This is a genomic window from Hymenobacter sedentarius (assembly GCF_001507645.1).
Classification (GTDB): Bacteria; Bacteroidota; Bacteroidia; order Cytophagales; family Hymenobacteraceae; genus Hymenobacter; species Hymenobacter sedentarius.
In genome coordinates this window covers 4,128,497-4,149,174 of the sequence record NZ_CP013909.1, presented here as the reverse complement: position 1 = coordinate 4,149,174, position 20,678 = coordinate 4,128,497, and the positions used below count along the sequence as shown (strand labels likewise).

General features: G+C 61.9%; 13 protein-coding genes. 8 read left to right on the top strand and 5 right to left on the bottom strand.

Translation table 11 applies throughout. From position 1 onward, the window contains the following. Positions 1 to 76 precede the first annotated feature (76 nt). Positions 77 to 676, top strand: coding sequence for a transposase (locus AUC43_RS17060; protein ID WP_071885954.1), 600 nt, complete (start codon positions 77 to 79; stop codon positions 674 to 676). A 74-nt stretch (positions 677 to 750) separates the two neighbouring features. Here AUC43_RS17060 and AUC43_RS17055 read toward each other — a convergent pair whose 3' ends face one another. The 5 genes from AUC43_RS17055 to AUC43_RS17035 all read right to left on the bottom strand — a co-directional run bounded on the left by AUC43_RS17055 (position 751) and on the right by AUC43_RS17035 (position 7,098). Next, positions 751 to 1,527, bottom strand: a complete 777-nt coding sequence (locus AUC43_RS17055) for an ABC transporter permease (protein WP_071886124.1) — start codon at positions 1,525 to 1,527, stop codon at positions 751 to 753. 158 nt (positions 1,528 to 1,685) lie between these two features. Then, the gene (locus AUC43_RS17050; RefSeq protein WP_068196427.1) at positions 1,686 to 3,464 is read right to left on the bottom strand and encodes an OmpA family protein; all 1,779 of its coding nucleotides are present in this window, start codon (positions 3,462 to 3,464) and stop codon (positions 1,686 to 1,688) included. 331 nt (positions 3,465 to 3,795) lie between these two features. Beyond that, positions 3,796 to 4,791, bottom strand: coding sequence for a hypothetical protein (locus AUC43_RS17045; protein WP_068196424.1), 996 nt, complete (start codon positions 4,789 to 4,791; stop codon positions 3,796 to 3,798). 97 nt (positions 4,792 to 4,888) lie between these two features. Beyond that, the gene (locus AUC43_RS17040; protein ID WP_068196422.1) at positions 4,889 to 5,566 is read right to left on the bottom strand and encodes a hypothetical protein; all 678 of its coding nucleotides are present in this window, start codon (positions 5,564 to 5,566) and stop codon (positions 4,889 to 4,891) included. Positions 5,567 to 5,916: 350 nt separating this feature from the next. Continuing rightward, positions 5,917 to 7,098: a LacI family DNA-binding transcriptional regulator gene (locus tag AUC43_RS17035; RefSeq protein ID WP_068196419.1), complete on the bottom strand. Its 1,182-nt coding sequence runs from the start codon at positions 7,096 to 7,098 to the stop codon at positions 5,917 to 5,919. A 336-nt stretch (positions 7,099 to 7,434) separates the two neighbouring features. On the opposite strand from AUC43_RS17035, the gene uxuA reads away from it, so the two are divergent. The 7 genes from uxuA (at position 7,435) to AUC43_RS17000 (ending at position 20,632) form a co-directional block, all read left to right on the top strand. Then, positions 7,435 to 8,661, top strand: a complete 1,227-nt coding sequence (gene uxuA, locus AUC43_RS17030; protein WP_082685164.1) for a mannonate dehydratase — start codon at positions 7,435 to 7,437, stop codon at positions 8,659 to 8,661. Positions 8,662 to 8,685: 24 nt separating this feature from the next. Further along, positions 8,686 to 10,812: an alpha-glucuronidase family glycosyl hydrolase gene (locus AUC43_RS17025; protein WP_068196414.1), complete on the top strand. Its 2,127-nt coding sequence runs from the start codon at positions 8,686 to 8,688 to the stop codon at positions 10,810 to 10,812. Positions 10,813 to 10,846: 34 nt separating this feature from the next. Continuing rightward, positions 10,847 to 11,677: an SDR family NAD(P)-dependent oxidoreductase gene (locus AUC43_RS17020; RefSeq protein ID WP_082685163.1), complete on the top strand. Its 831-nt coding sequence runs from the start codon at positions 10,847 to 10,849 to the stop codon at positions 11,675 to 11,677. Positions 11,678 to 11,733: 56 nt separating this feature from the next. Continuing rightward, on the top strand, positions 11,734 to 14,901 hold the full coding sequence (locus tag AUC43_RS17015) for a SusC/RagA family TonB-linked outer membrane protein (RefSeq protein ID WP_082685162.1): 3,168 nt from the start codon (positions 11,734 to 11,736) through the stop codon (positions 14,899 to 14,901). 180 nt (positions 14,902 to 15,081) lie between these two features. Further along, positions 15,082 to 16,785 (top strand): RagB/SusD family nutrient uptake outer membrane protein, encoded by a 1,704-nt coding sequence (locus AUC43_RS17010; protein WP_199243464.1) that lies wholly within the window; start codon positions 15,082 to 15,084, stop codon positions 16,783 to 16,785. 192 nt (positions 16,786 to 16,977) lie between these two features. After that, a complete protein-coding gene (locus tag AUC43_RS17005) occupies positions 16,978 to 18,603 on the top strand; it encodes a GH35 family beta-galactosidase (protein ID WP_068196404.1) in 1,626 nt (541 codons plus the stop codon). Between the two features lie 10 nt (positions 18,604 to 18,613). Continuing rightward, entirely contained in the window at positions 18,614 to 20,632 is a 2,019-nt protein-coding gene (locus tag AUC43_RS17000) for a sialate O-acetylesterase (RefSeq protein ID WP_082685161.1), read from the top strand. The last annotated feature ends 46 nt before the right edge of the window (positions 20,633 to 20,678 follow it).

Sequence of the window (20,678 nt, the reverse complement as noted above, 5' to 3'; positions counted from 1 at the left end):
CGAGTCCGCGTATGTAAGGGTTGTTGGGATTGCGCGGTAGGGCGCGGACTCGCAGAGTCCACGCTACATTGCGGGCGTGTCGGACTTGATTCATTATGAGCGGAACCTGCCGCACCGGTTGCCGCCGGGTGAAGTGGTGTTTCTCACCTTTAGGTTGGCGGGGTCGCTGCCGCGCACGGTGGTGGAGCACCTACAGGCCGAAATTGAGCTGGCCCGGCAACGCTTTGAGGTAGAACCTGCGCAGCTTTATGCGGCGCAGAAACGGTACTTTGGTCGCTTCGATGCCCAACTAAACAAAGGCGAGTACGGCCCTACATATTTGCGGCAGCCCGCCGTCGCGGCCTTGATAGCGGAGTCCTTGCGCTATTTCGATGGCATGGGCTACGACCTGCGGTGCTACTGCCTGATGCCAAACCCTGTGCATCTGGTGATGCGGGTGCTAGAAGAAGCTCCACCGCTTGTGAAAACGCTGCAGCGACTGAAAAGCTATACCGCAACACAGGCGAACAAACTACTTGGGCGAATAGGCACTTTCTGGCAGGCAGAGAGCTACGACCATGTGGTACGCAAAGGAGAATTGGAGCGGGTGTTGGCTTATGTGGTGGAAAATCCGGTGCAAGCGGGACTGGTAGAAGACTGGGAGCAATGGCCATACACGTATCAGGCCCCGCTGTAGCGTGGACTCTGCGAGTCCGCGCCTGGCAGGATGGTGGCTGTCGTTCGCCCCGGCGCGGACTCGCAGAGTCCACGCTACTTCGCGGTAGTTAGCGCCGAGTAAGGGAAAAACACCCGTCGCAGCAGCACAAACACGTAGTCCTGCACCGCCCCGGTCGCCAGAATCACTAGCTGAATAGCCAGCACGCCATCGAGGTGCAAGTAACGGTTTTGCTTGTAGAGCAACAGCCCAATTCCGCCCTCGCTCTGGTACAGCGTTTCGACCAGCGTAATCATGGTCCAGATGATGGCGAAGTTCTGGCGCACCACTTCCAGCATCTCATCGAGCTTGCCCAGCACCACCACTTCCCAGAAGCTACGCCACTCGCCCATGCCCAGGGTGCGGGCGTGGTCCATTTCCTCCTGCGTGGTGGTCAGAATCACGCTCGTCATGCCCGTGACCAGGTACACCGTGGCGCCGAAAATGAGCACCGAGAGCTTCACCTGGTGGCCGGAGCTCATCATCAGGGCCATGAAAAACGTGAGGCCCGTGAGGGTGAGATAGCGCATCTTGCTAGCCGCGTAGGCAATGGGCCGGAAGAAGGGCAGTGCCGTGAGGTAGGAGATGCCCAGTGCCAGCAACGTGGCCACGGCCAGGGCTTGCAGGGCCGTGGTCATGCTGGCCCACAGCTCCTGAATGAGGCCCTGCGTGGTGATGAGGTCGCCCAGTGAGCGAACCACTTCGCCCAGGCTGGGGAACAGCTGCATGGGGTAGAACAGCCATATTAACAGCAGCAGAGCCACTTGAGCTACCACCATGGTGGTGAACACTAGGCGGTGCGGCTGGGCGTTGGGGGCGAATAGAGTTTTCATTTTTGGGGAGAGAAAAAACCAGAACGTCATGCTGAGCGCAGCCGAAGCATCTCGCGTGTATTGCTAATTAAATCGTTGTGGCGGTATTGATTACTGCCTCACGCGAGATGCTTCGGCTGCGCTCAGCATGACGTTCTTTTATGGTTCGGGCATAGAGCTTAATTGCCCAGCACGATTTCCACGCGGCGGTTTTTGGCTTTGCCGTCGGGGGTGGCGTTGCTGGCTACCGGCTCGGTGGCGCCGTGGGCGTACACCTGCACCCGGCCGTCGGGGAAGGCACTGCGGCTTTTGGCTTGCAGCCAGTGCTGCACGGCCATGGCGCGGTCTTCGGAGAGCTGCTGGTTGCGGCTGGGGTCGCCGGTGTTGTCGGTGTGGCCGTGCACGGCCACTTTCAGGCGGCCGGCCACCACGAGGTCGTTGAAGAGCTGGTTGAGGTCGCGCTCGGCGGCGGGGGTGAAGGTGCTCTGGCCCGAGTTGAAGGCGATGTTCCAGGCCCGCTTGCTCACGCTCTGGCGGATTTCGTCGTCGGCGGCAAACTGCTGGGTTTCGGCTGGGGCCACGGTTTTGCCTTTGTATTGAGCCTGCAGCTTCTTGAGAGGTGTCAGGTCCAGCATGTCGGCCAGGGGCACGTAGCTGGGCAGCTCTTTGGGGTAGAGCTTGCTTTGCACGTCGCCGAAGGTTTTGTACACGGCGGCGTAGATGTTGGTGCCGCCTTCGTCGAGGCCGAACAGGTTCAGGTTGTCGCTGAAGTTGAAGGCTTTGCTGCCGCCCAGCTCCACTACGTCGCCGTTGCGGTCGGCTTCGCTCACGCTTTTGTAATACTTTAGCCAGTAGGCGCCGGGCTTGTCCTGGTCGCCGTACACGGTGGCCGAAATGTCGGCGGCACGGGCCAGGGCTTCGGGGTGGCTTTTCACCTGGTCGCCGGCCACGGCGAAGGCCGTCATCAGGCCCAGCACTTCCTTGGGGTGGGCATCGTACCAGCGCTTGGTGGTCACCATGATGTTGGGCATCTGGTTGGAGTAGTCCTTCGTGCTCACGATGTTGACGAGGCCGCCGCGCTGCTTGGCGATGTTCACGTCGCCGGGCGTCCAGGTGGCTACGGCGTCGGCCACCACGTCCACTATCACGCCGGTGTTCTTGCCGTTCACCACTTTGGTGCGGGCTTCCGGCTTGCCGAGGATGTACTTTTCAGCGGCTACCAGGAAGTCGGAGGCGGCCATGAAGTTCACTGCTTCGGGGTCGTAGGTGGTTTCGTCGGGGTTCACTTTCAGGCCGTTGTCGGCGCACCATTTCAGGGCAATGTTCTGGTCGCCGTCGCGCAGGTAGCAGGCAATGGTTTTACCCAGGGCCGATTTCGGGCTGTCTAGCCATTCTTTCGGGCCCATCAGCTTGTCTTCGCCAAAGCTCTTGCCCACCGAATAGGGGATGATTTGCAGGCTGGTGCCGGCCTTCTGCAGCTGCGTTTGCACGGCCGAGAAAGCAGGCAGGCCGTCACCCATGATGCTCACAATCAGGCCCGGCATGGCGGGTTTGTTTTGCAGGTCGAGGGCGTTTTTCACGAGGTCTGCCTGCATTTTGCTCACGTCGTCCTGCCGCACAATCTGCAGGTCGAGGCCGTTGGCGGCCATGCTGGAGCCCATGGTGCTGCGCGGGCCGCCGTTGGCCAGCATGCCGGCCATCTGGCTGTTCCAGGCCATCACCTCCCACACCACGGGAGTACCCTTGTCGGCCGGGGCCGTGCCCGGCAGCGGCGCCAGCGGCACCACAATGGTGGCCCGGCTGCCGCCCGTGGCGGCCGGCAGCTCAATCGAGTTGAGCATTACCGACTGCGTTTCGGCTTTCTTGAACACGGCACCGCTGGAAACCAGCTTATTGATACCGAAGTAAAGGGCCGCTACCAGGAGCAGGCCGATTACGATTTTACCACGTGTTGTCATTTTAGTAAAGGCAAAAGAGGAGTGGGGCGCCCGTTTCGGGCGCAAGTGTTTTGAGTTGCTTTGGTAGGGGTGGTGGCTGCTCCTGGCCTATCAGTTGGTCCTATCAGTTGGTCATGCCGAGCGTAGCCGAGGCATCTCGCTTGGGCGACCCAGAACAGTCATGCTGAGCTTGTCGAAGCATCTCTACCGCTTCGTTGTAGCGGCATTGATTACTACCGCACGCGAGATGCTTCGGCTCCGCTCAGCATGACGTTCTTTTTGTGTGGGGTGATGTTGCGCCACCAGAGTCGGTTGGCTCAGCAAGCTCACCAGGCAGGCAGCCAGCAAAAAGCTAATCAAGCAGGCTAGAATAGGCATCATCGGAGGCTTTTTTGGTGGTGGCGAAGGATTGTTGGGCTTGCGGTTTTTCGTTGAGCACGGCGTTGAAATCGCCGTTTTGGTACTTGGTGAGCAGGCGCTGGCCCTTCTCGCTCATCACGCCATTCTGGATGTCCATCTCCTTCACGAACTCCTGCGAGTAGCGCATGGCCTGCTTGATTTGGCCGAGCTGCTGGGCCATGTCCTGGGCCACGCGGTCGGTGGCCAGGTCGAAGAAGTACTTCTTGTCGGGGTCGCCGCGCAGGATGTTCATGGCGGCGCGCATGCCCGAGCTGGTGCGTTTTACTAGCTCGTACTCGTCTTTCAAGAGGTTGACCTTGAACTTGCTGCCGTCAATCTGGCGCAGGGCGGCTTTCAGAATCTGACGCATCACTACCGAGACGTTGGCCGTGGTGGTGGCCATGGGCTGCAGGCGCTTGTTGTAGTCTTCCAGCTGCGCGGCGCGGCTGGCGTAGCTCTCGGCCATGTCCTTTTCGCCCTGGCGGGTGGCGGAATTGGCCAAGGCCAGGTACTCCTTCATCTGGGTGGTGTTGGCGGCCAGCTTGCGCTTCACCAGCTCGTGGGCACCTTCAATGTTGGTTACTTCGGCGTCCATCTTGCGGGCTTCCTGCTCGGTGTTCTTGATGTAGTCCTGCATGATGCCGATGGGGTCGGTGTTGACGAAAATCCCGGCCAACGTGCGCAGAATGCGCTGCCCAGCATACCACAGCCCGGCGTGAATGCGCTTGTTCGTGACCAGCAAAAACAGCACGAACAGCACGCCCAGCCCAATTCCCAGCTTCACGCTGTTGAAGACGACGTCGACGAGAAAGGGCAGTATTTTGCCCCAGTAGTACACGGCTGCGCCCGCCAGCCCGAGGAGCACCACGCGGCCGGCAATCTTTTCCGGCTTTTGCCACTTGGGCAGGCCGGTATCGGTGTCTGAGGAAGTTGTTAGTAGCGTGTTCATCGCTGAAATAGTGAAATGGTGAGGTGTGATGCGTTAAAGAGTGCGAAGGGGCGAAGCGGCGGAAATAGGCGTGAGCGCATGGCGACTCACCATCTCACTATTTCGCCACCTCACCGCTGAGGAAGTTTTGCGCGGCCTGGCGGTGTGCCTGCAGCTCAGCGGCGGCCGCGGCATTGGCCAGCTCGTAGGAGGCCAGTGCGGCCTGCGTTTTCTGCTTTTCTGCCTGCGCCTGCTGCTGGATGTCGCGTAGCTGCTGGCTCTTTTCGGTGAGCTGCTGGGTGAGCGCGGCTACATCGGCTTGCAGCTGAGATTCGCGCTGTTGCAGCAGTGCCAAGGGGCCGGGCGCGGCTTTCGAGGTGGCTTCGCCCAGCTTTTCGCGGTGGCGCTGCAGCACCCGGGCCCGGTCGTCGGCCAGCCTGTGGGTGAGCTGCTCGGCCGAGGCCAGTAGGGCGGGGCGGTCCACGCCGGTGAGGGCGGAGAAGGCGTTGAAGGCCGTTTGGTAGAGCAGCGGGCCCGTGAGGCCGCTGCTGGCCATACTGCTCACCATCTTGGTGTAGGCGCCGAAGTCTTTGCCGTCGCCTACCAGCAAGCTGGCGATGTGGTCGAGGTGGCGCTGCTCGGCTTGGGTGACGAGCGGCGCCGGGCCGGCGGCTCCAGTGGTAGCCGGTGTGGCCAGCGCCGGGGCTACTGGTGCAGGAGTTGCAGCGGAGGCCTGTTCATCTTCTTCGATGAAAAAGCCCTTGGCGGCTTTGGTGAGGTTATCAAGAATGGCCATGGCAGCGGGTGGTTAGTGACTTCCACCCTATGCCAATACCAGTGCCGTTTCGATAATTAATTTTCGGAATTGCCGTCTGTCGATTGATATTGAGCTGATTAAATGAAAAATCCCCGCCGAGCATTTAGCTCAACGGGGAGATATTTTTCCAAAATGGAAAGGCTATTTTTTCAAATCAGCAATGGTAGACTGTTAACCTAGCTTATTGCCTAGGGCATTAACTCAACCGTCTGTCATGCAGAGCGCAGCGAAGCATCTTCTCCCGGCTCAACGATTCGTTCCGCGGTGATAAGATGCTTCGCTGCGCTCTGCATGACGACCATTTACCAAGCACTAAAAAAATGCCTGTATTAAATACTCAGACTAAACGAGTCGCCCTTACCTTTCAATGAGGAGCCGCGAATAACCAAATCGCCGGAGATGACGAAGGTGCGGGGCTGGAAATCCTCCTTTTCGCGCACCTGCTCCAGGAACAGCCGGGCGGCCTGCTGGCCGATGCGGTAGGGGTGGAGGTTGACGGTGGTGAGGCCCGGCTCTATCATGGAGGCCATGAATTCGTCGCCGAAGCCCACCACGGCAATGTCGTCGGGCACGCGCAGGTGGCGCTTTTTTAGGGCCACCAGCAGGTCGAAGGCGTTGGTGTAGTTGATGGCGAAAATGGCATCGGGGGGCTCGGGTAGGGCCAGCCAGTTGTCGAGCGCGGCCACGGCCTCTTCCGTCTGGAACTCGATGTGCACCTCATACTCCGGGCGCAGGTCGAGGTTGTAGCGCTTCAGGGCGTGCTGGTAGCCGGCCAGGCGGTTGCGGCTGATGAGCAGCGTCTCGGGCCCCGCCAGAATGGCGATGCGGCGCGCGCCCTGCTGAATGAGGTGCTCGGTGACGTTGAAGGCGCCGTTCCAGTCGTCCAGAATCACCTTGGCGCTGTCTACTTCGTCGCTCACGCGGTCGAAGTGCACCACGGGCACGCCCCGGCACGCCTCGGGCTTCACGTGGTCGAAGTTCCTGGTTTCGCGCGAGTGGCAAATGAGCAGGCCGTCGACCCGGCTGGCCACCAGGGCCTGCACGTTGCTCACCTCCGTTTGGTACGATTCTTTTGACTGGCAAATCATTACCCGGTAGCCGGCCTCGGAGGCCACGTCCTGAATGCCGCTGACTACGGTGGCAAAAAACGGCCGCTCAATGTCCGGAATGATAACGCCGAGGGTGTGGGTTTCGCGGCTTTTTAGGCTCTGGGCCAGCAGGTTGGGGTGGTAGTCCAGCTGCCGGGCCGCGTCCAGAATGGCCTGGCGGGTGGTGGGGCTGATGTCGGTGTGCCCGTTCAGGGCCCGCGACACCGTGGAGGAGGCCACGCCCACGGCCTTGGCCACGTCGCCGATGGTGGTTTGGCGGCGGCGGCGCTCGGTGAGCTGGCCGGCGGGCTTCTCCTCCGTGAAGTGGTAGTCGCAGGCCTTGCACAAAAAGCGCTGACGGCCCCGCACGAAGCCGGCTTTCAAGACCGAGCTACTCTGTTTGCATTTGACGCAGGTTATCATCTTAGTTTGTACTTTTTGTGGAAAAGGACGAGTTTAGATACGGCCGGTTGCTCCTGCTTTGTCTTGTTATTCAAAGGTAAGACACAAAATATTTTTTTTGCTACCGCACAGCCAAGATAGCTATCGGCAACGATTCCGGAATCGTTGCCGATAGTTTTTCCCTGAAAACAAGTTGTTTAAGCTGTTTTTCGGGTATTGACTATAGGTAATCATTATGTACTTTCGGTAAGTAGTCCAGCAAATAGGTTTCCGGTAGCTTTTTGAGACTCGAGCGTTACCCGCCGGATTAGTGTATGGATAAATTGTATTCTGAAGAAGCGTCTTATGCTACACACCATGCGTTGGTTCGGTCCGCACGACCCGGTTTCGCTTTTTGATATTCGGCAGGCTGGGTGCGCGGGCGTGGTTACGGCGCTGCACCAGATACCAGTAGGAGCGGAGTGGCCCGTTACGGATATTCGGGCCCGCCAGCAACTCATCGAAGCCGACAACGCCACCCACTCCCCCCTGCACTGGGAAGTGGTGGAGAGCCTGCCGGTGCACGAAGACATTAAGAAAGGCCGCCCCTCGCGCGAGCAGTACATAGAGAATTACAAGGAGTCGCTGCGCAACTTGGCGGCCTGCGGCATTCGCACCGTGTGCTACAACTTCATGCCGGTGCTGGACTGGTCGCGCACCGACCTGAGCTACGAAATGCCCGACGGCTCGCGCGCCCTGCGGTTTGTGTGGCAGGATTTCGCCGTATTCGACCTCTTTATTCTTAAGCGGCCCGGCGCCGCAAACGATTACGAACCCGCCGTGGCCGAAGCCGCTCGGCAGCAGTTCGCCGCCATGAGCCCCGAGGCCATTGCCAGCCTCACCAATACCGTGCTGCTGGGCCTGCCCGGCTCCGAAGAAGCGTTTGAACTGGCCGGCTTTCAAAGCTTGCTCGATGAGTACGCCGCTATCGATGCGCAGGCCTTGCGCGAAAACCTGCACTACTTCATTCAAGAAGTAGCTCCGGTAGCTCAGGAACTCGGCATCGGCCTCTGCATTCACCCCGACGACCCGCCGTTTCCCTTGCTGGGCCTGCCCCGCGTGATGAGCACCGAAGCCGACATTGCCCAGCTGATGGCGGCCTGCGACGTGCCAGCCAACGGCCTCACGTTCTGCACCGGCTCCCTGGGCGTGCGGCCCGACAACGACCCCGCCGCCATTGCGCGCCGCTTCGGGCCCCGCATCCATTTCATCCACCTGCGGACTACTAAGCGCGAAGACAATCCGCGCAACTTCCACGAAGCTGACCACTTGGCGGGCGACGTGGACATGTACGCCGTGGTGCGCGAGCTGGTGCTGGAGGAGCTGCGCCGCGCCGAGCACGGCGGCCGCGCCATCCCCATGCGCCCTGACCACGGCCACCAGATGCTCGACGACCTCAAGAAGAAAACCTACCCCGGCTACTCCGCCATCGGCCGCCTACGCGGGCTAGCCGAGCTGCGCGGCCTGGAATACGGCATCCGCCGCAGTCTGGAAGCCGAGGACGCGCCGCCCAGCGTGCGCGCCGAAGCCCAGCAATACTCCTAACCTCCTCCCCCAAATCCCACCCACATGTCGCTCCGGTCTTTATTGCTCCTGTTGGTATTCGTTGCCGCCGCGCACCGCGGCTTGGCCGACGATGGCTACCGGCTGTGGCTCAAGTACGACCCGATTACGGATGTGGCCCAACGCAACGCCTACCGGCAAGCAGCCCAGTACATTGCCGCCGATGGCAGCTCAATAGTGCTTAAGACAGCCGCGAAGGAACTACAGCGCGGCCTGCAAGGGCTATTGGGCCAGCCGGTGCCGGTGGTGGCAAAGGTGGAGTCAGGTAGTACAAAACGCGGGATTCTTTTAATAGTAAGCCCGACCGCAAACGTTTCCGTAACCGGGCACAGCCAGGACGGCTACCGCATTTTAGCCCAAGGCCGCAACCTGGTGGTGACGGGTAGGAGCGGAGCCGGCGTACTCTACGGTGTGTTTGCTCTGCTGCGGGAACTACAGACCGGGCAGCCAGTTTCTAACCTGGCTCAGGCCAGCAGTCCGCGCATTCAGTACCGCCTGCTCAACCATTGGGACAACCCGAACGGCACGGTGGAGCGGGGCTACGCGGGCTCGTCCATCTGGAAATGGTACGAGCTGCCCAACAACCTCGACCCGCGCTATACCGACTATGCCCGCGCCAATGCCTCGATTGGCATAAACGGCGTGGCTATTAATAACGTGAACGCCAGCGCGCGCTACCTCACGCCCGAGTACCTGCAGAAGGTGAAGGCCCTGGCCGGCGTGTTTCGGCCCTATGGCATCCGGGTATACTTGTCGGTGTTTTGGGCCGCGCCCAAGGTGATAGGCGGCCTGAAAACCTCCGACCCGCTCGACCCGCAAGTGAAGCAGTGGTGGGCCGCCAAGACCGAGGAGATTTATAAGGTAATTCCCGACTTCGGCGGCTTTCTGGTGAAGGCCAACTCCGAGGGCGAGCCCGGCCCGCAGGACTACGGCCGCAACCACGCCGACGGCGCCAACATGCTGGCCGACGCCTTGGGCCAGCACGACGGCATCGTGATGTGGCGCGCCTTTGTGTACAAGGCCAACAGCAACGGCGACCGATTTAAGGAAGCCTACGAGGAGTTTAAGCCGCTCGATGGCAAGTTCTTGCCCAAAGTGCTGGTGCAGGTGAAGAACGGGCCCATTGACTTCCAGGCCCGCGAGCCGTTCCACCCGCTGTTTGGGGCCATGCCCAAGACGCCGCTGGTGCTCGAAGTGCAGATTACCCAGGAGTACCTGGGCTTTGCCACGCACCTGGTGTATCTGGCGCCGCTTTTCAAAGAGTGCCTCGATTCGGATACCCAAACCAAGGGCCCCGGCTCCATGGTGGCGAAGGTGGTGGACGGCAGCCTCGACCAGCACCGTATCAGCGGCATTGCGGGCGTGGCCAACATCGGTTCCGACCGCAACTGGACCGGCCACCCCATGGGCCAGGCCAACTGGTACGCCTTCGGCCGCCTGGCCTGGGACTACCACCTGACCTCGGCCGCCATTGCCACCGAATGGGCCAAGATGACCCTGACCCGCGAGCCCAAAGCCGTGGCCACCATCGTGGATATGATGGATAAGTCGCGCGACATCTACGTGCGCTACACCACACCGCTGGGCCTGCACCACATCATGGGCGAGAGCATTCACTACGGCCCCCAGCCCTGGCTGGCCAAGGCCGGCCGCCCCGACTGGACGGCCGTGTACTACCACAAAGCCGACTCCCTGGGGCTGGGCTTCAACCGCACCGCCACCGGCTCCAACGCCCTGGCGCTGTACTCCCCCGGCGTGCAGAAGCAGTGGGGCGACCCCAAAACCTGCCCGCTCAACTACCTGCTCTGGTTCCATCACGTGGGCTGGAAGCAGCCGCTGCCCACCGGCCGCACCCTCTGGAACGAGCTGGTGACCCGCTACTACACCGGCGCCGACTCCGTGACCTGGATGCAGCAGCGCTGGGCCAGCGTGAAACCCGCCGTGGACCCCGCCGTGCACGCCGACGTCACGGCCCGCCTGCAAATCCAGCGGCAGGAAGCCCTGTGGTGGCGCGATGCCTGCGTGCTCTACTTCCAGACCTATTCGCGCCAGCCCATTCCGGCGCCTTTTGCCCCGCCCACCCGCACGCTGGCCGAAGTCAAAAGCCTGGTGGACCTCTATCAGCTCAAGTAATTCTTTCCCTGCCAATCTCATCGAAATCAACACTATGCCGATTTCTATTAATCTCGCTCCCAACGGCCAGCCCGAACCTGTGGGGGTAGCTGTGGCCCAGCCCCAGCCCGAAAACGTGTTTTCGCTGGACGGCAAGCTGGCCCTCATCACCGGCGGCGGCACGGGCATTGGGCTCGAAATCGCGCGCTGCATGACTGCGGCCGGGGCCACGGTGGTCATCACGGGCCGGCGCGAAGAAGTGCTGCGCGACGCCGCGGAGGGCCTGGGCCGGTCGGCTCAATACATCGTCAACGATATCAACGACCTCTCCTCCATCGAAGGGCTGGTGGCGCAGGTTGAAGCCAGCTACGGCCCCCTGGACATTCTGGTCAACAACGCCGGCATCAACATGAAGAAGCCGGCGCTGGAAGTCACGGACGAGGAATTCAGCCGCATTCTGCACACCAACCTGCACTCCGTGTTTGCCCTCACCCGGGAGTGCGCCCGGGGCATGGTGGCCCGCAAGAAGGGTGTCATCCTCATGATTTCGTCGATGGCTGCCTACTACGGCATCGACCGCGTGGTGGCTTATGCAGCATCCAAGTCGGCGGTGGAGGGCATGGTGAAGGTGCTGGCCTCGGAGTTCTCGGGCCAGGGCGTGCGCGTGAACGCCATTGCGCCGGGCTTCATCGAAACCGAGATGAGCCGCAAGGCCATGAACTCCGACCCCGAGCGCCGCGACCGGGCCATGCGGCGCACGCCCATGGGCGCCTTCGGCCAGCCCGCCGACATCGGCCACGCGGCCGTGTTCCTGGCCTCGCCGGCCGCACGCTACATCACGGGCGTGTCGCTACCCGTGGACGGCGGCAATTCCATTGGCTTTTAAGTACCTGCCTTATAAAACAACATTCTCACCAAACCACAAAAAACCCACTGAATATCATGCGAGTACATTTATTGAAATCCGCACTGTGCCAGGTCCGGCTCTGTGCGCAACTCATGGGGGCCGGCTTCCTGCTGGCGGGGGGGCTGGTGCCCACCAGTGCGTGGGCCCAGGTTGGGCGCACGGTGACGGGCAAGATTACGTCGGACAAAGGCGAAGCCCTGCCCGGCGTAACGGTGCTGGTGAAGGGTACCACCAACGGGGCCACCACCAACGCGGACGGGGTGTATACCCTGACCGTGCCGGAAGGCCAAAACACGCTCGTTATCAGCTCCATTGGTTTCGAGCGCAAAGAAGTGCCCATCGGCGCTTCCGGCCCCACGGATGTTCGCCTGGCTCCTGAGGCCCAGACGCTGAATGAGGTGCAGGTGGTGGGCTACGGCGTGCAGAAGAAAAGCCAAGTGACGGGCGCCATCTCGTCGGTGAGCGAGGAGCAGCTGCGCGACGTGCCGGTGGCCAACGTGGGCCAGGCCCTGCAAGGCCGCGCCGCGGGCGTGACCATCGCCAGCTCGAGCACCACGCCGGGCCAGGCGCCGGTGATTCGCATCCGGGGCAACCGCTCGTTTTCGGGCAGCAACGACCCGCTGCTGGTGGTGGACGGCGTGCCCTTCGACGGTAGCCTCAACGACCTGAACCCCGACGACCTGACGTCGGTGGAAGTGCTGAAAGACGCTTCCTCGACGGCCATCTACGGAGCGCGCGGCGCCAACGGCGTAATCCTCATCACCACCCGCCGCGGCAAAGCCGGCGCCCCCAAAGCCACCTATAGCGGCTACTACGGCGTGAAAAAAGCCTACGGCCTCTACGACGTGCAAAACGGGCAGCAGTACTACAACTACCGCCTCGAAGCCTACCGCGCCCAGAACCCGGGCTACGACCCCAACACGGCCACGTCGTTCCTGACGGCCGACGAGCGGGCCAACTACGCCGCCGGCAAATCAACCGATTACCAAAGCCTGATGTACCGCAACGGCCACATTCAGAACCACGTGCTGGGGCTGAGCGGCGGCACCGAGCAGACCCAGTACTCGGCCTCGCTGGGCTACTACGACGAAACCGGCATTGTGCCGGTGCAGCGCTTCCAGCGCTATTCGCTGCGCGGCACCCTCGACCAGAAAATTGGCGGCCGGGTGAAAGTCGGGCTCAACACGCTCAATACCTTCAACCGGGCCGATGACCCCAACATCAACATCCTGTACAGCATCATCACAACCAGCCCCTTGGCCTCGCCCTACGACGCCAACGGCATTCCGATTCTCTACCCCAACACCGACACCGGGATGTCGAACCCGCTGACGCTGTACACCACCGACGCCCACAAAGACCAGAACCGCCGGGTGCGCACCTTCAACAGCCTCTACGGGCAGGTGAACATCCTGAAAGGACTGGACTACCGGCTCAACCTGGGCCTGGACGTGCGCTCGGAAAACAACGGCAACTTCTTCGCTTCGCTGACGCCGCAGAACGGCGGCGGCCCCGCCACGGCCGGCCGCTCCACCAGCCTGGCCTTCAACCTGCTGGCTGAAAACATCCTGACGTATAACCGCACCTTTGGCCAGCACGACCTGAACTTCACGGGCTTGTACAGCGCCCAGGAGTTCCGCACCGACAACTTCGGCACCGGCGTGCGCAACCTGCCCACCAACTACCAGCTCGACAACAACTTGGGCGCCGGCTCGCCCACCAACGCCTTCAGCGGGCAGCAGCAGTGGGACATCGTTTCCTTTATGGGCCGCGTCAACTACGCCTTCGCCAACAAGTACTCGGCCACGCTGACCCTGCGCACCGACGGCTCGTCGCGCCTGGCGCCCGGCAACAAGTACAAATCCTTCCCCTCGGCCGCCGTGGCCTGGAACGTTGCCAACGAGGATTTCCTGAAAGACTACTCGTGGGTGAACACCCTGAAGCTGCGCGCCAGCTACGGCCGCGTGGGCAGCACCGCCGTCAACCCCTACCAAACGCTTGGCTCGCTGCAGTCGGGCATCGGCGCGGGCTATTACAACTTCGGGCCTACCGGCGCCGTGGGCGTGGTGCCGTCCAGCATCCCGAACCCCAACCTGGGCTGGGAATACACCGCCACCACCAACTTCGGCCTCGACTTCGGCTTCCTGGAAAACCGCCTGTCGGGTAGCGTAGAGGTGTACCAGCAGCGCACCAGCGACCTGCTGCTGCCCGATGCCCTGCCCACCTCCAGCGGCTACGGCTCGTTTGTGCGCAACGCCGGCGAGACCCAGAACCGCGGCCTGGAGGTGTCGCTGAGCACGGCCAACGTGCGCTCCAAACAGGAGGGCGGCTTTGAGTGGAGCACCGACTGGAACTTCACCGTGAACCGCGAGAAAGTGCTGTCGCTGGCCCGGGGCAAAGACGCCCAAGGCAACGAGCGGAGCGACGTGGGCAACCAGCGTTTCATCGGCCAGCCGCTCTACGTAATCTACGACTACAAGAAAATCGGCATCTGGCAGACCTCGGAGGCCGATGAAGCCAAGAAGTACGGCTCGAAGCCCGGACAAATCAAGGTGGAAGACCTGGACAAAAACGGCGTCATCAACGCCAACGACCGCCAGATTATCGGCTCGCGCCAGCCCAAGTTTGAGGCCGGCCTCACCAACCGCTTCCGCTTCAAAGGCTTCGACCTGAACGTGGTGGCCCTGACCCGCGTGGGCGCCACCGTGGTAGACCCCACGTTGTTTGGCCCGGCTTACTTCGCCACCAACACCGGCCGCCGCAACCAGGTAAACCTGAACTACTGGACGGCCAGCAACCCCACCAACGACTACCCGCAGCCCGACCAGAGCGCCCGCGCCACCGAGTGGCCCACCTACGGCCAGACCTTGGCCTACCTCAGCGGCACGTTCGTGAAAGTGCGCAGCATCGACCTGGGCTACACCATCCCTTCGGCCTGGGCCACCAAGGCCTTCATGAGCTCGGCCCGCATTTACCTGCAGGTGCAAAACCCGCTCATCTGGGCCAAGGCGCAGTACTTCAAGGACAACAAAGCCATTGACCCCGATGCCTTGTCGTACTCCAGCCGCTTTAACGCGGGCAACCCCGGCGGCATCGAGTTCACGGGCGGCAACCCCAACAGCTCCAGCGCGGGTCTGGCCGGCGTGGGCGTCAACTACCCCGTTACGCGGGCCTTCATCGCCGGCATCAACGTGGGCTTTTAATCTCACTGCGTGACTTAGCGACTGAGTAGCTGAGTGATTGAGGGAAGCAAATCCAGCTCAACGCCAAAGCAACCCGCTTTCACTCAGCTACTCGGTCACTCTCCCCATCAACCTCAACTTTCCAGCGCATCGCGCTACGCACATATGAAAAAGATAGTATTAGTCACGTTAGGAACTGCCGTGCTACTGGGTGCTGGCAGCTGCAGCAAGACCATTCTCGACGAAAACCCGCAGTCCATCCTTACGCCGGGCTTCCTGGCCACGCCGCAGGGCGTAGAGGCCGGCGTAACGGGCGTGTACTCGGGCCTGCGCCAGCTCTACGGCAACGACTCCGGCTTTTTCACCACCGAAGCCGGTACCGACCTGTGGACCAACGGCATCACCTCGAGCAGCGGCCTCAACGATTACAACACCTCGGACCTGACCCCGGTCAATGCCGGCGCCACTTCCTTTATCTGGAGCCTGAGCTACCAGTACATCAACACCGCCAACGGCGTGCTGAAGTACGCGCCCACCGTGCAGGGCCTGAGCGCCGCCCGCATTCAGCAGCTGATAGCCGAAACCAAGCTGCTGCGGGCCCAATATTACTTCGTGCTGGTGCAGCACTTCGGCGACGTGCCCCTGATGCAGAGCTTCGTGGATGTGCCCACCAAGGACATCACCCGTGCCCCGCAGGCCGACGTGTATAAGGCCATCATCGCCGACCTCACCGACGCCATGAACACCATTGCCGACAAGCCCGCCCAGCCCGGCCGCGTGACACGCGCCACGGCCCTGCACCTGCTGGCCAAAGTGTACCTGACACGCGCCACCTCCTCGGCCAAGGACGCCAGCGACTACGCCAACGCCGCCAAGTACGCCAAGGAGCTCATCGACAACCAAAGCCGCTACGGCCTGGGCCTGGAAGCCGACCCCGCAAAGGTATTTGAAGAAGGCAACGAGAACGGCAAAGAGGTTATCATGAACGCGCAGTTCAACGGCGACGCCACCTTCTCCCGCGTCGACGGCTTCACCTTTGGGGGCGAAAACGTGGCGGGCTTCAACTTCCGCAGCCGCTACGACCTGCTGCCCAACATGGTGCGCGACATCAACAACGGCCGCCCCTTCGCCCGCCACTCGGTGACGCACTACCTGGAAGACTCCTACATCCTGCGCAACGCCAGCGGCGCGCCACAGGAATCGGGCAAGTCGCTGCGCACCACCGACACGCGCTACGGCAAGTGGTTCACGACGGTGTACCGGGTGAACGCGCCGGGCAACAACAGCGGCAGCGCCAAGGCCGTAATCGGCGACACGGCGGTCTGGTACCCCGGCCGCGAGCTGTCGGCCGCCGAGCTGGCCCGCATTGCCAACCGCCAGCCAGTGGCCTACCGCGTGATTCAGCCCAGCCAGTACACCACCGAATACTTCCCCACCCTCAACAAGTTTGACTCGCGCAACCGCGCGTCGGTCAACGGGTTCTCGACCCGGCCCAACATCGTGTACCGCCTGGCCGAAACCTACCTGATTGCGGCCGAGGCCTATTTCTACCTGGGCGATGCCGCGCAGGCCGCCAAATACCTCAACGTAGTGCGGGAGCGCGCCGCTGCTGCCGGCAAGACCACGCAGATGGACATCACGGCCAGCCAGGTAAACATCGACTTTATCCTGGACGAGCGGGCCCGCGAGCTGGCCGGCGAATTCACGCGCTGGTACGACCTCAAGCGCACCGGGAAGCTCCTGGACCGTGTGAAAGCCTACAACCCGCCGCTGACGCGCCTCGCCACCGGCATCTACGGTTCCAACGCGGCCATCAACATCCAGCCCTACCATGTGCTGCGGCCCATCCCGCAAACGGAAATTGACCGCACCAGCGGCAAAATCACGCAGAACCCCGGGTACTAGTAATTGCTAGATAATCCGGAAGAGACCATAAGAACGTCCTGCTGAGCGCAGTCGAAGCATCTCTACCGCTTCGTTGAGCTAGCATTGATTACTCCCGAGGTAGAGATGCTTCGGCTGCGCTCAGCATGACGTTCTTTTTTATTCTGTCGCCCTTCTTTCTGCCACCATTTCCACCATATCTAACCGAACCTTTTGTTACACAGAACTCTCCTGTTTTTCCTGCTCGTAGCAGCGGCTTTCCCGGCGCAAGCCCAAGGAACGGCCAGCGGCATACCGCGCTTGGTGAAAACCGGCTCAAGCACCCAACTTCTGGTAGATGGCAAGCCCTACTTTGTGCTGGGCGGCGAACTGGGTAACTCCACCGCCTCCAGCACGAAGTACATGCAGCCCGTGTGGCCCAAACTCAAGGCCATGCACCTGAACACGGTGATTGCGCCGGTGTACTGGGAGCTGATGGAGCCCGCCGAAGGCAAGTTCGACTTCACGCTGGTGGACGACCTGCTGCACGACGCCCGCAAGCATCAGATGAAGCTGGTGCTGCTTTGGTTCGGTGCCTGGAAAAACAGCATGTCGTGCTACGCCCCGGCCTGGGTAAAAACCGACCTGAAACGCTTCCCCCGCGTGGAAGACGACAAGGGCGTACCGCAGGAAATCATGACCCCGTTCAGCCCCGCCAACCTGGAGGCCGACCGCAAGGCGTTCGTGCAGCTCATGCAGCACCTCAAAGCCACCGACGACAAGCAGCACACCGTGATAACGGTGCAGGTAGAAAACGAAATCGGCATGCTGCCCACGGCCCGCAGCTACGACGACCGCGCCAATGCCGCCTTCAAGCAGCCCGTGCCTGCCCCGCTGCTCACGTACCTGCAGCGCGAGCGCAAAAACCTAAAGCCCGAGTTTGCGGCCATCTGGCAGCGCCAGGGCGCCAAAACCAAAGGCACCTGGGAAGAGGTGTTCGGCAAAAGCCTGGCCACCGATGAAATCTTCATGGCCTGGTACTACGCCACGTTTACCAACGCCCTAACCGTTGCCGGCAAAGCCGCTTACCCCTTGCCCATGTACGTGAACGCCGCCTTGAACCGGCCGGGCGTGGCGCCGGGCAAATACCCCAGCGCCGGCCCGCTGCCCCACCTGATGGACGTATGGCAAGCCGGAGCCCCGGCCATCGATATTCTGGCGCCCGACTTCTACAACCCCAATTTTGAGCACTGGTGCAACCTGTACACCCGTGGCGGCAACCCGTTGTTCATCCCCGAGCACCGCTTTGAAGAGGGCGTGGATGCCAAAGCTTTTTTCGCGTTTGGCAACTATAACTGCCTCTCGTTTTCGCCCTTCGCCATCGAGGGCAGCGACACACTGAAGGCGGCGCCAATTGGCAAGGCTTACGAGCTGCTGCAGCAAGTGAGCTTCTTGTTGGGCAAGCACCAGCCTACTGGCCAGGTGCGGGGCTTTCTGCTGCAGAAGGACTCGGCCGCCCGCACCGCCACGCTTGGCAATTACCGCTTCACGGCCAAGCACGAGTACACCCTGGGCTGGTCGCTGGGCGCGAAAAAAGCGGAGTGGGCGCCGGGTGGCGGCCTCGTCATCGCGGTGGCGCCCGACGAGTTTTACGTGGTGGGCACCGGCCTAGTCCTCACCTGGGAGCCCACCGCCAAGGACAAGCGCGCCGGCTACGTGAGCGTGGACGAAGGCAGTTTTGAAGGCGAGAAATGGGTGCCCGTCCGCCGCATGAACGGCGACCAAAACCACCAGGGGCGCCACGTGCGCGTGTCCGGCGGCGAGTACAGCATTCAGCGGGTTAAACTCTACACCTACTAAAATCTGGTCCATGACCTGTATACTTTCCCTTGGTGCGTTCCGGCCACAGCCCTCCATCGCAGGTTGGCGGGGCCTGCTGTGCACCTTAGTAGTGGGCAGTGCGCTGTTAGCGCCGGCCCGTGCCGTGGCCACCGTGCGCCTGCCGCGCTTGGTGAGCGACGGCATGGTGCTGCAGCGCGACGCCAACGTGAACGTGTGGGGATGGGCCGCGCCCCAGGAAGCCGTCAGCGTGACCTTCCTTAGCAAAACCCACCGCACCACCACCGGCGCCGATGGCAAGTGGAGCATCAAGCTGCCGCGCCTGAAGGCCGGCGGGCCTTTTGAGATGACCATCGCGGCCAGCAATAAGCTGGTCATCAAAAATATCCTGGTGGGTGACGTGTGGCTGTGCTCGGGCCAGTCGAACATGGAAACGCCCATGAGCCGCCTGCGCGACAAGTACCCCGAGGTAATTGCCCAAGCTACTAACCCGCGCATCCGGCAGTTTGACGTGCCCCTGACCTATGCGTTCGACAAGCCGCGCGCCGACTTCACGGGCGGCAAATGGATGGAGGCCAATCCCCAAACGGTGCTTCAGTTTTCGGGCGTCGCCTACTTCTTTGCGAAGGAAATCAACGCCAAGTACCAGGTGCCGGTAGGCATTATCAAGGACGCCGTCGGCGGCTCGCCCGCCGAAGCGTGGCTGAGTGGCGACGCGTTGAAGCAATTTCCAACCTACGAACAGCAGGCCGCCAAGTACAAAGACAGCACGCTGGTAGCCAGCATCAAGCAAAAGGAGCAAGCTGCCACCGCGGCCTGGTACCGCCAGCTCTACCAGGCCGATAAAGGTGAAGCGCCCGGCCAAACGCCCTGGTACGCGCCCACGTTTGATGCCTCCGGCTGGAAAACCATGCAGGTGCCGGGCTATTGGGCTGACCAGGGCCTGGGCCCGGTGAACGGGGTGGTGTGGTTCCGCAAGGAGTTCGACGCGCCGGCCGCCATGGTGGGCCCGCCGGCCCGAATTGAGCTGGGCACCATCGTCGATGCCGACTCGGTGTACCTGAACGGCAAGCTGGTGGGCACCACCGGTTACCAGTACCCGCCCCGCAAGTACGAGCTGCCCGCGGGCGTGCTAAAACCCGGTAAAAACGTGCTGGTAGTGCGCGTGATAAACAGCAGCGGCAAGGGCGGCTTCACGCCTGAGAAAAAATACGAACTCCGGGCCGGTGGCCAGACGGTGGATTTGCGCGGGCCCTGGCAGTACCAATTGGGTGCCACCGCGGCGCCGGCGCCGGGCACGACCACCTTCCAATACACGCCCGGCAGTTTGTTTAACGGCATGATTGCGCCGGTGCGGCCGTATGCCATCAAGGGCGTTCTGTGGTACCAGGGCGAGTCGAACGCCGGCCGCCCGGCCGATTACCAGGCGCTGCTCACGGCCCTGATTGCCGACTGGCGCAAGCACTTTCAGCAGCCCAACTTGCCGTTTATCTACGCGCAGCTGCCCAATTTTATGGCGGCGAAAAAAGAGCCGGGGGAAAGCGGCTGGGCCGTGATGCGCGACATCCAGCGCCGCGGGCTGGCCGTGCCCCACACCGGCATGGCCGTGATTCTAGACGCCGGCGAGTGGAACGACATTCACCCGCTCGACAAGCAGACACCAGGCCACCGTCTGGCGCTGGCCGCTCAAAAGGTGGCTTATGGAGAGAAAAACTTGGTGGCCTCGGGCCCCCTGTACCAATCCATGCAGGTGGCCGGCAACAAGGTCACACTCAGCTTCGCTAGTGCCGGCAGCGGCCTGGTAGCCAAAGGCGGCGGGCCGCTGATGGGGTTTGCTGTGGCCGGGACCGATAAGAAATTTGTGTGGGCGCAGGCCAAGATTGAGGGCAACAAGGTGGTGGTGTGGAGCGACCAGGTGACAGCCCCGGTGGCCGTGCGCTACGCCTGGGCCGACAACCCCGAGGGCGCCAACCTCTACAACAAAGAAGGCCTGCCGGCTTCCACCTTCACCACCGAGCCCGAAGTGCCCCTGGCCACTAGCCGCCTCTGATTCAGCCCAACTTCAGCTCAATTTTAGCACCTCTAGCCGCACCATT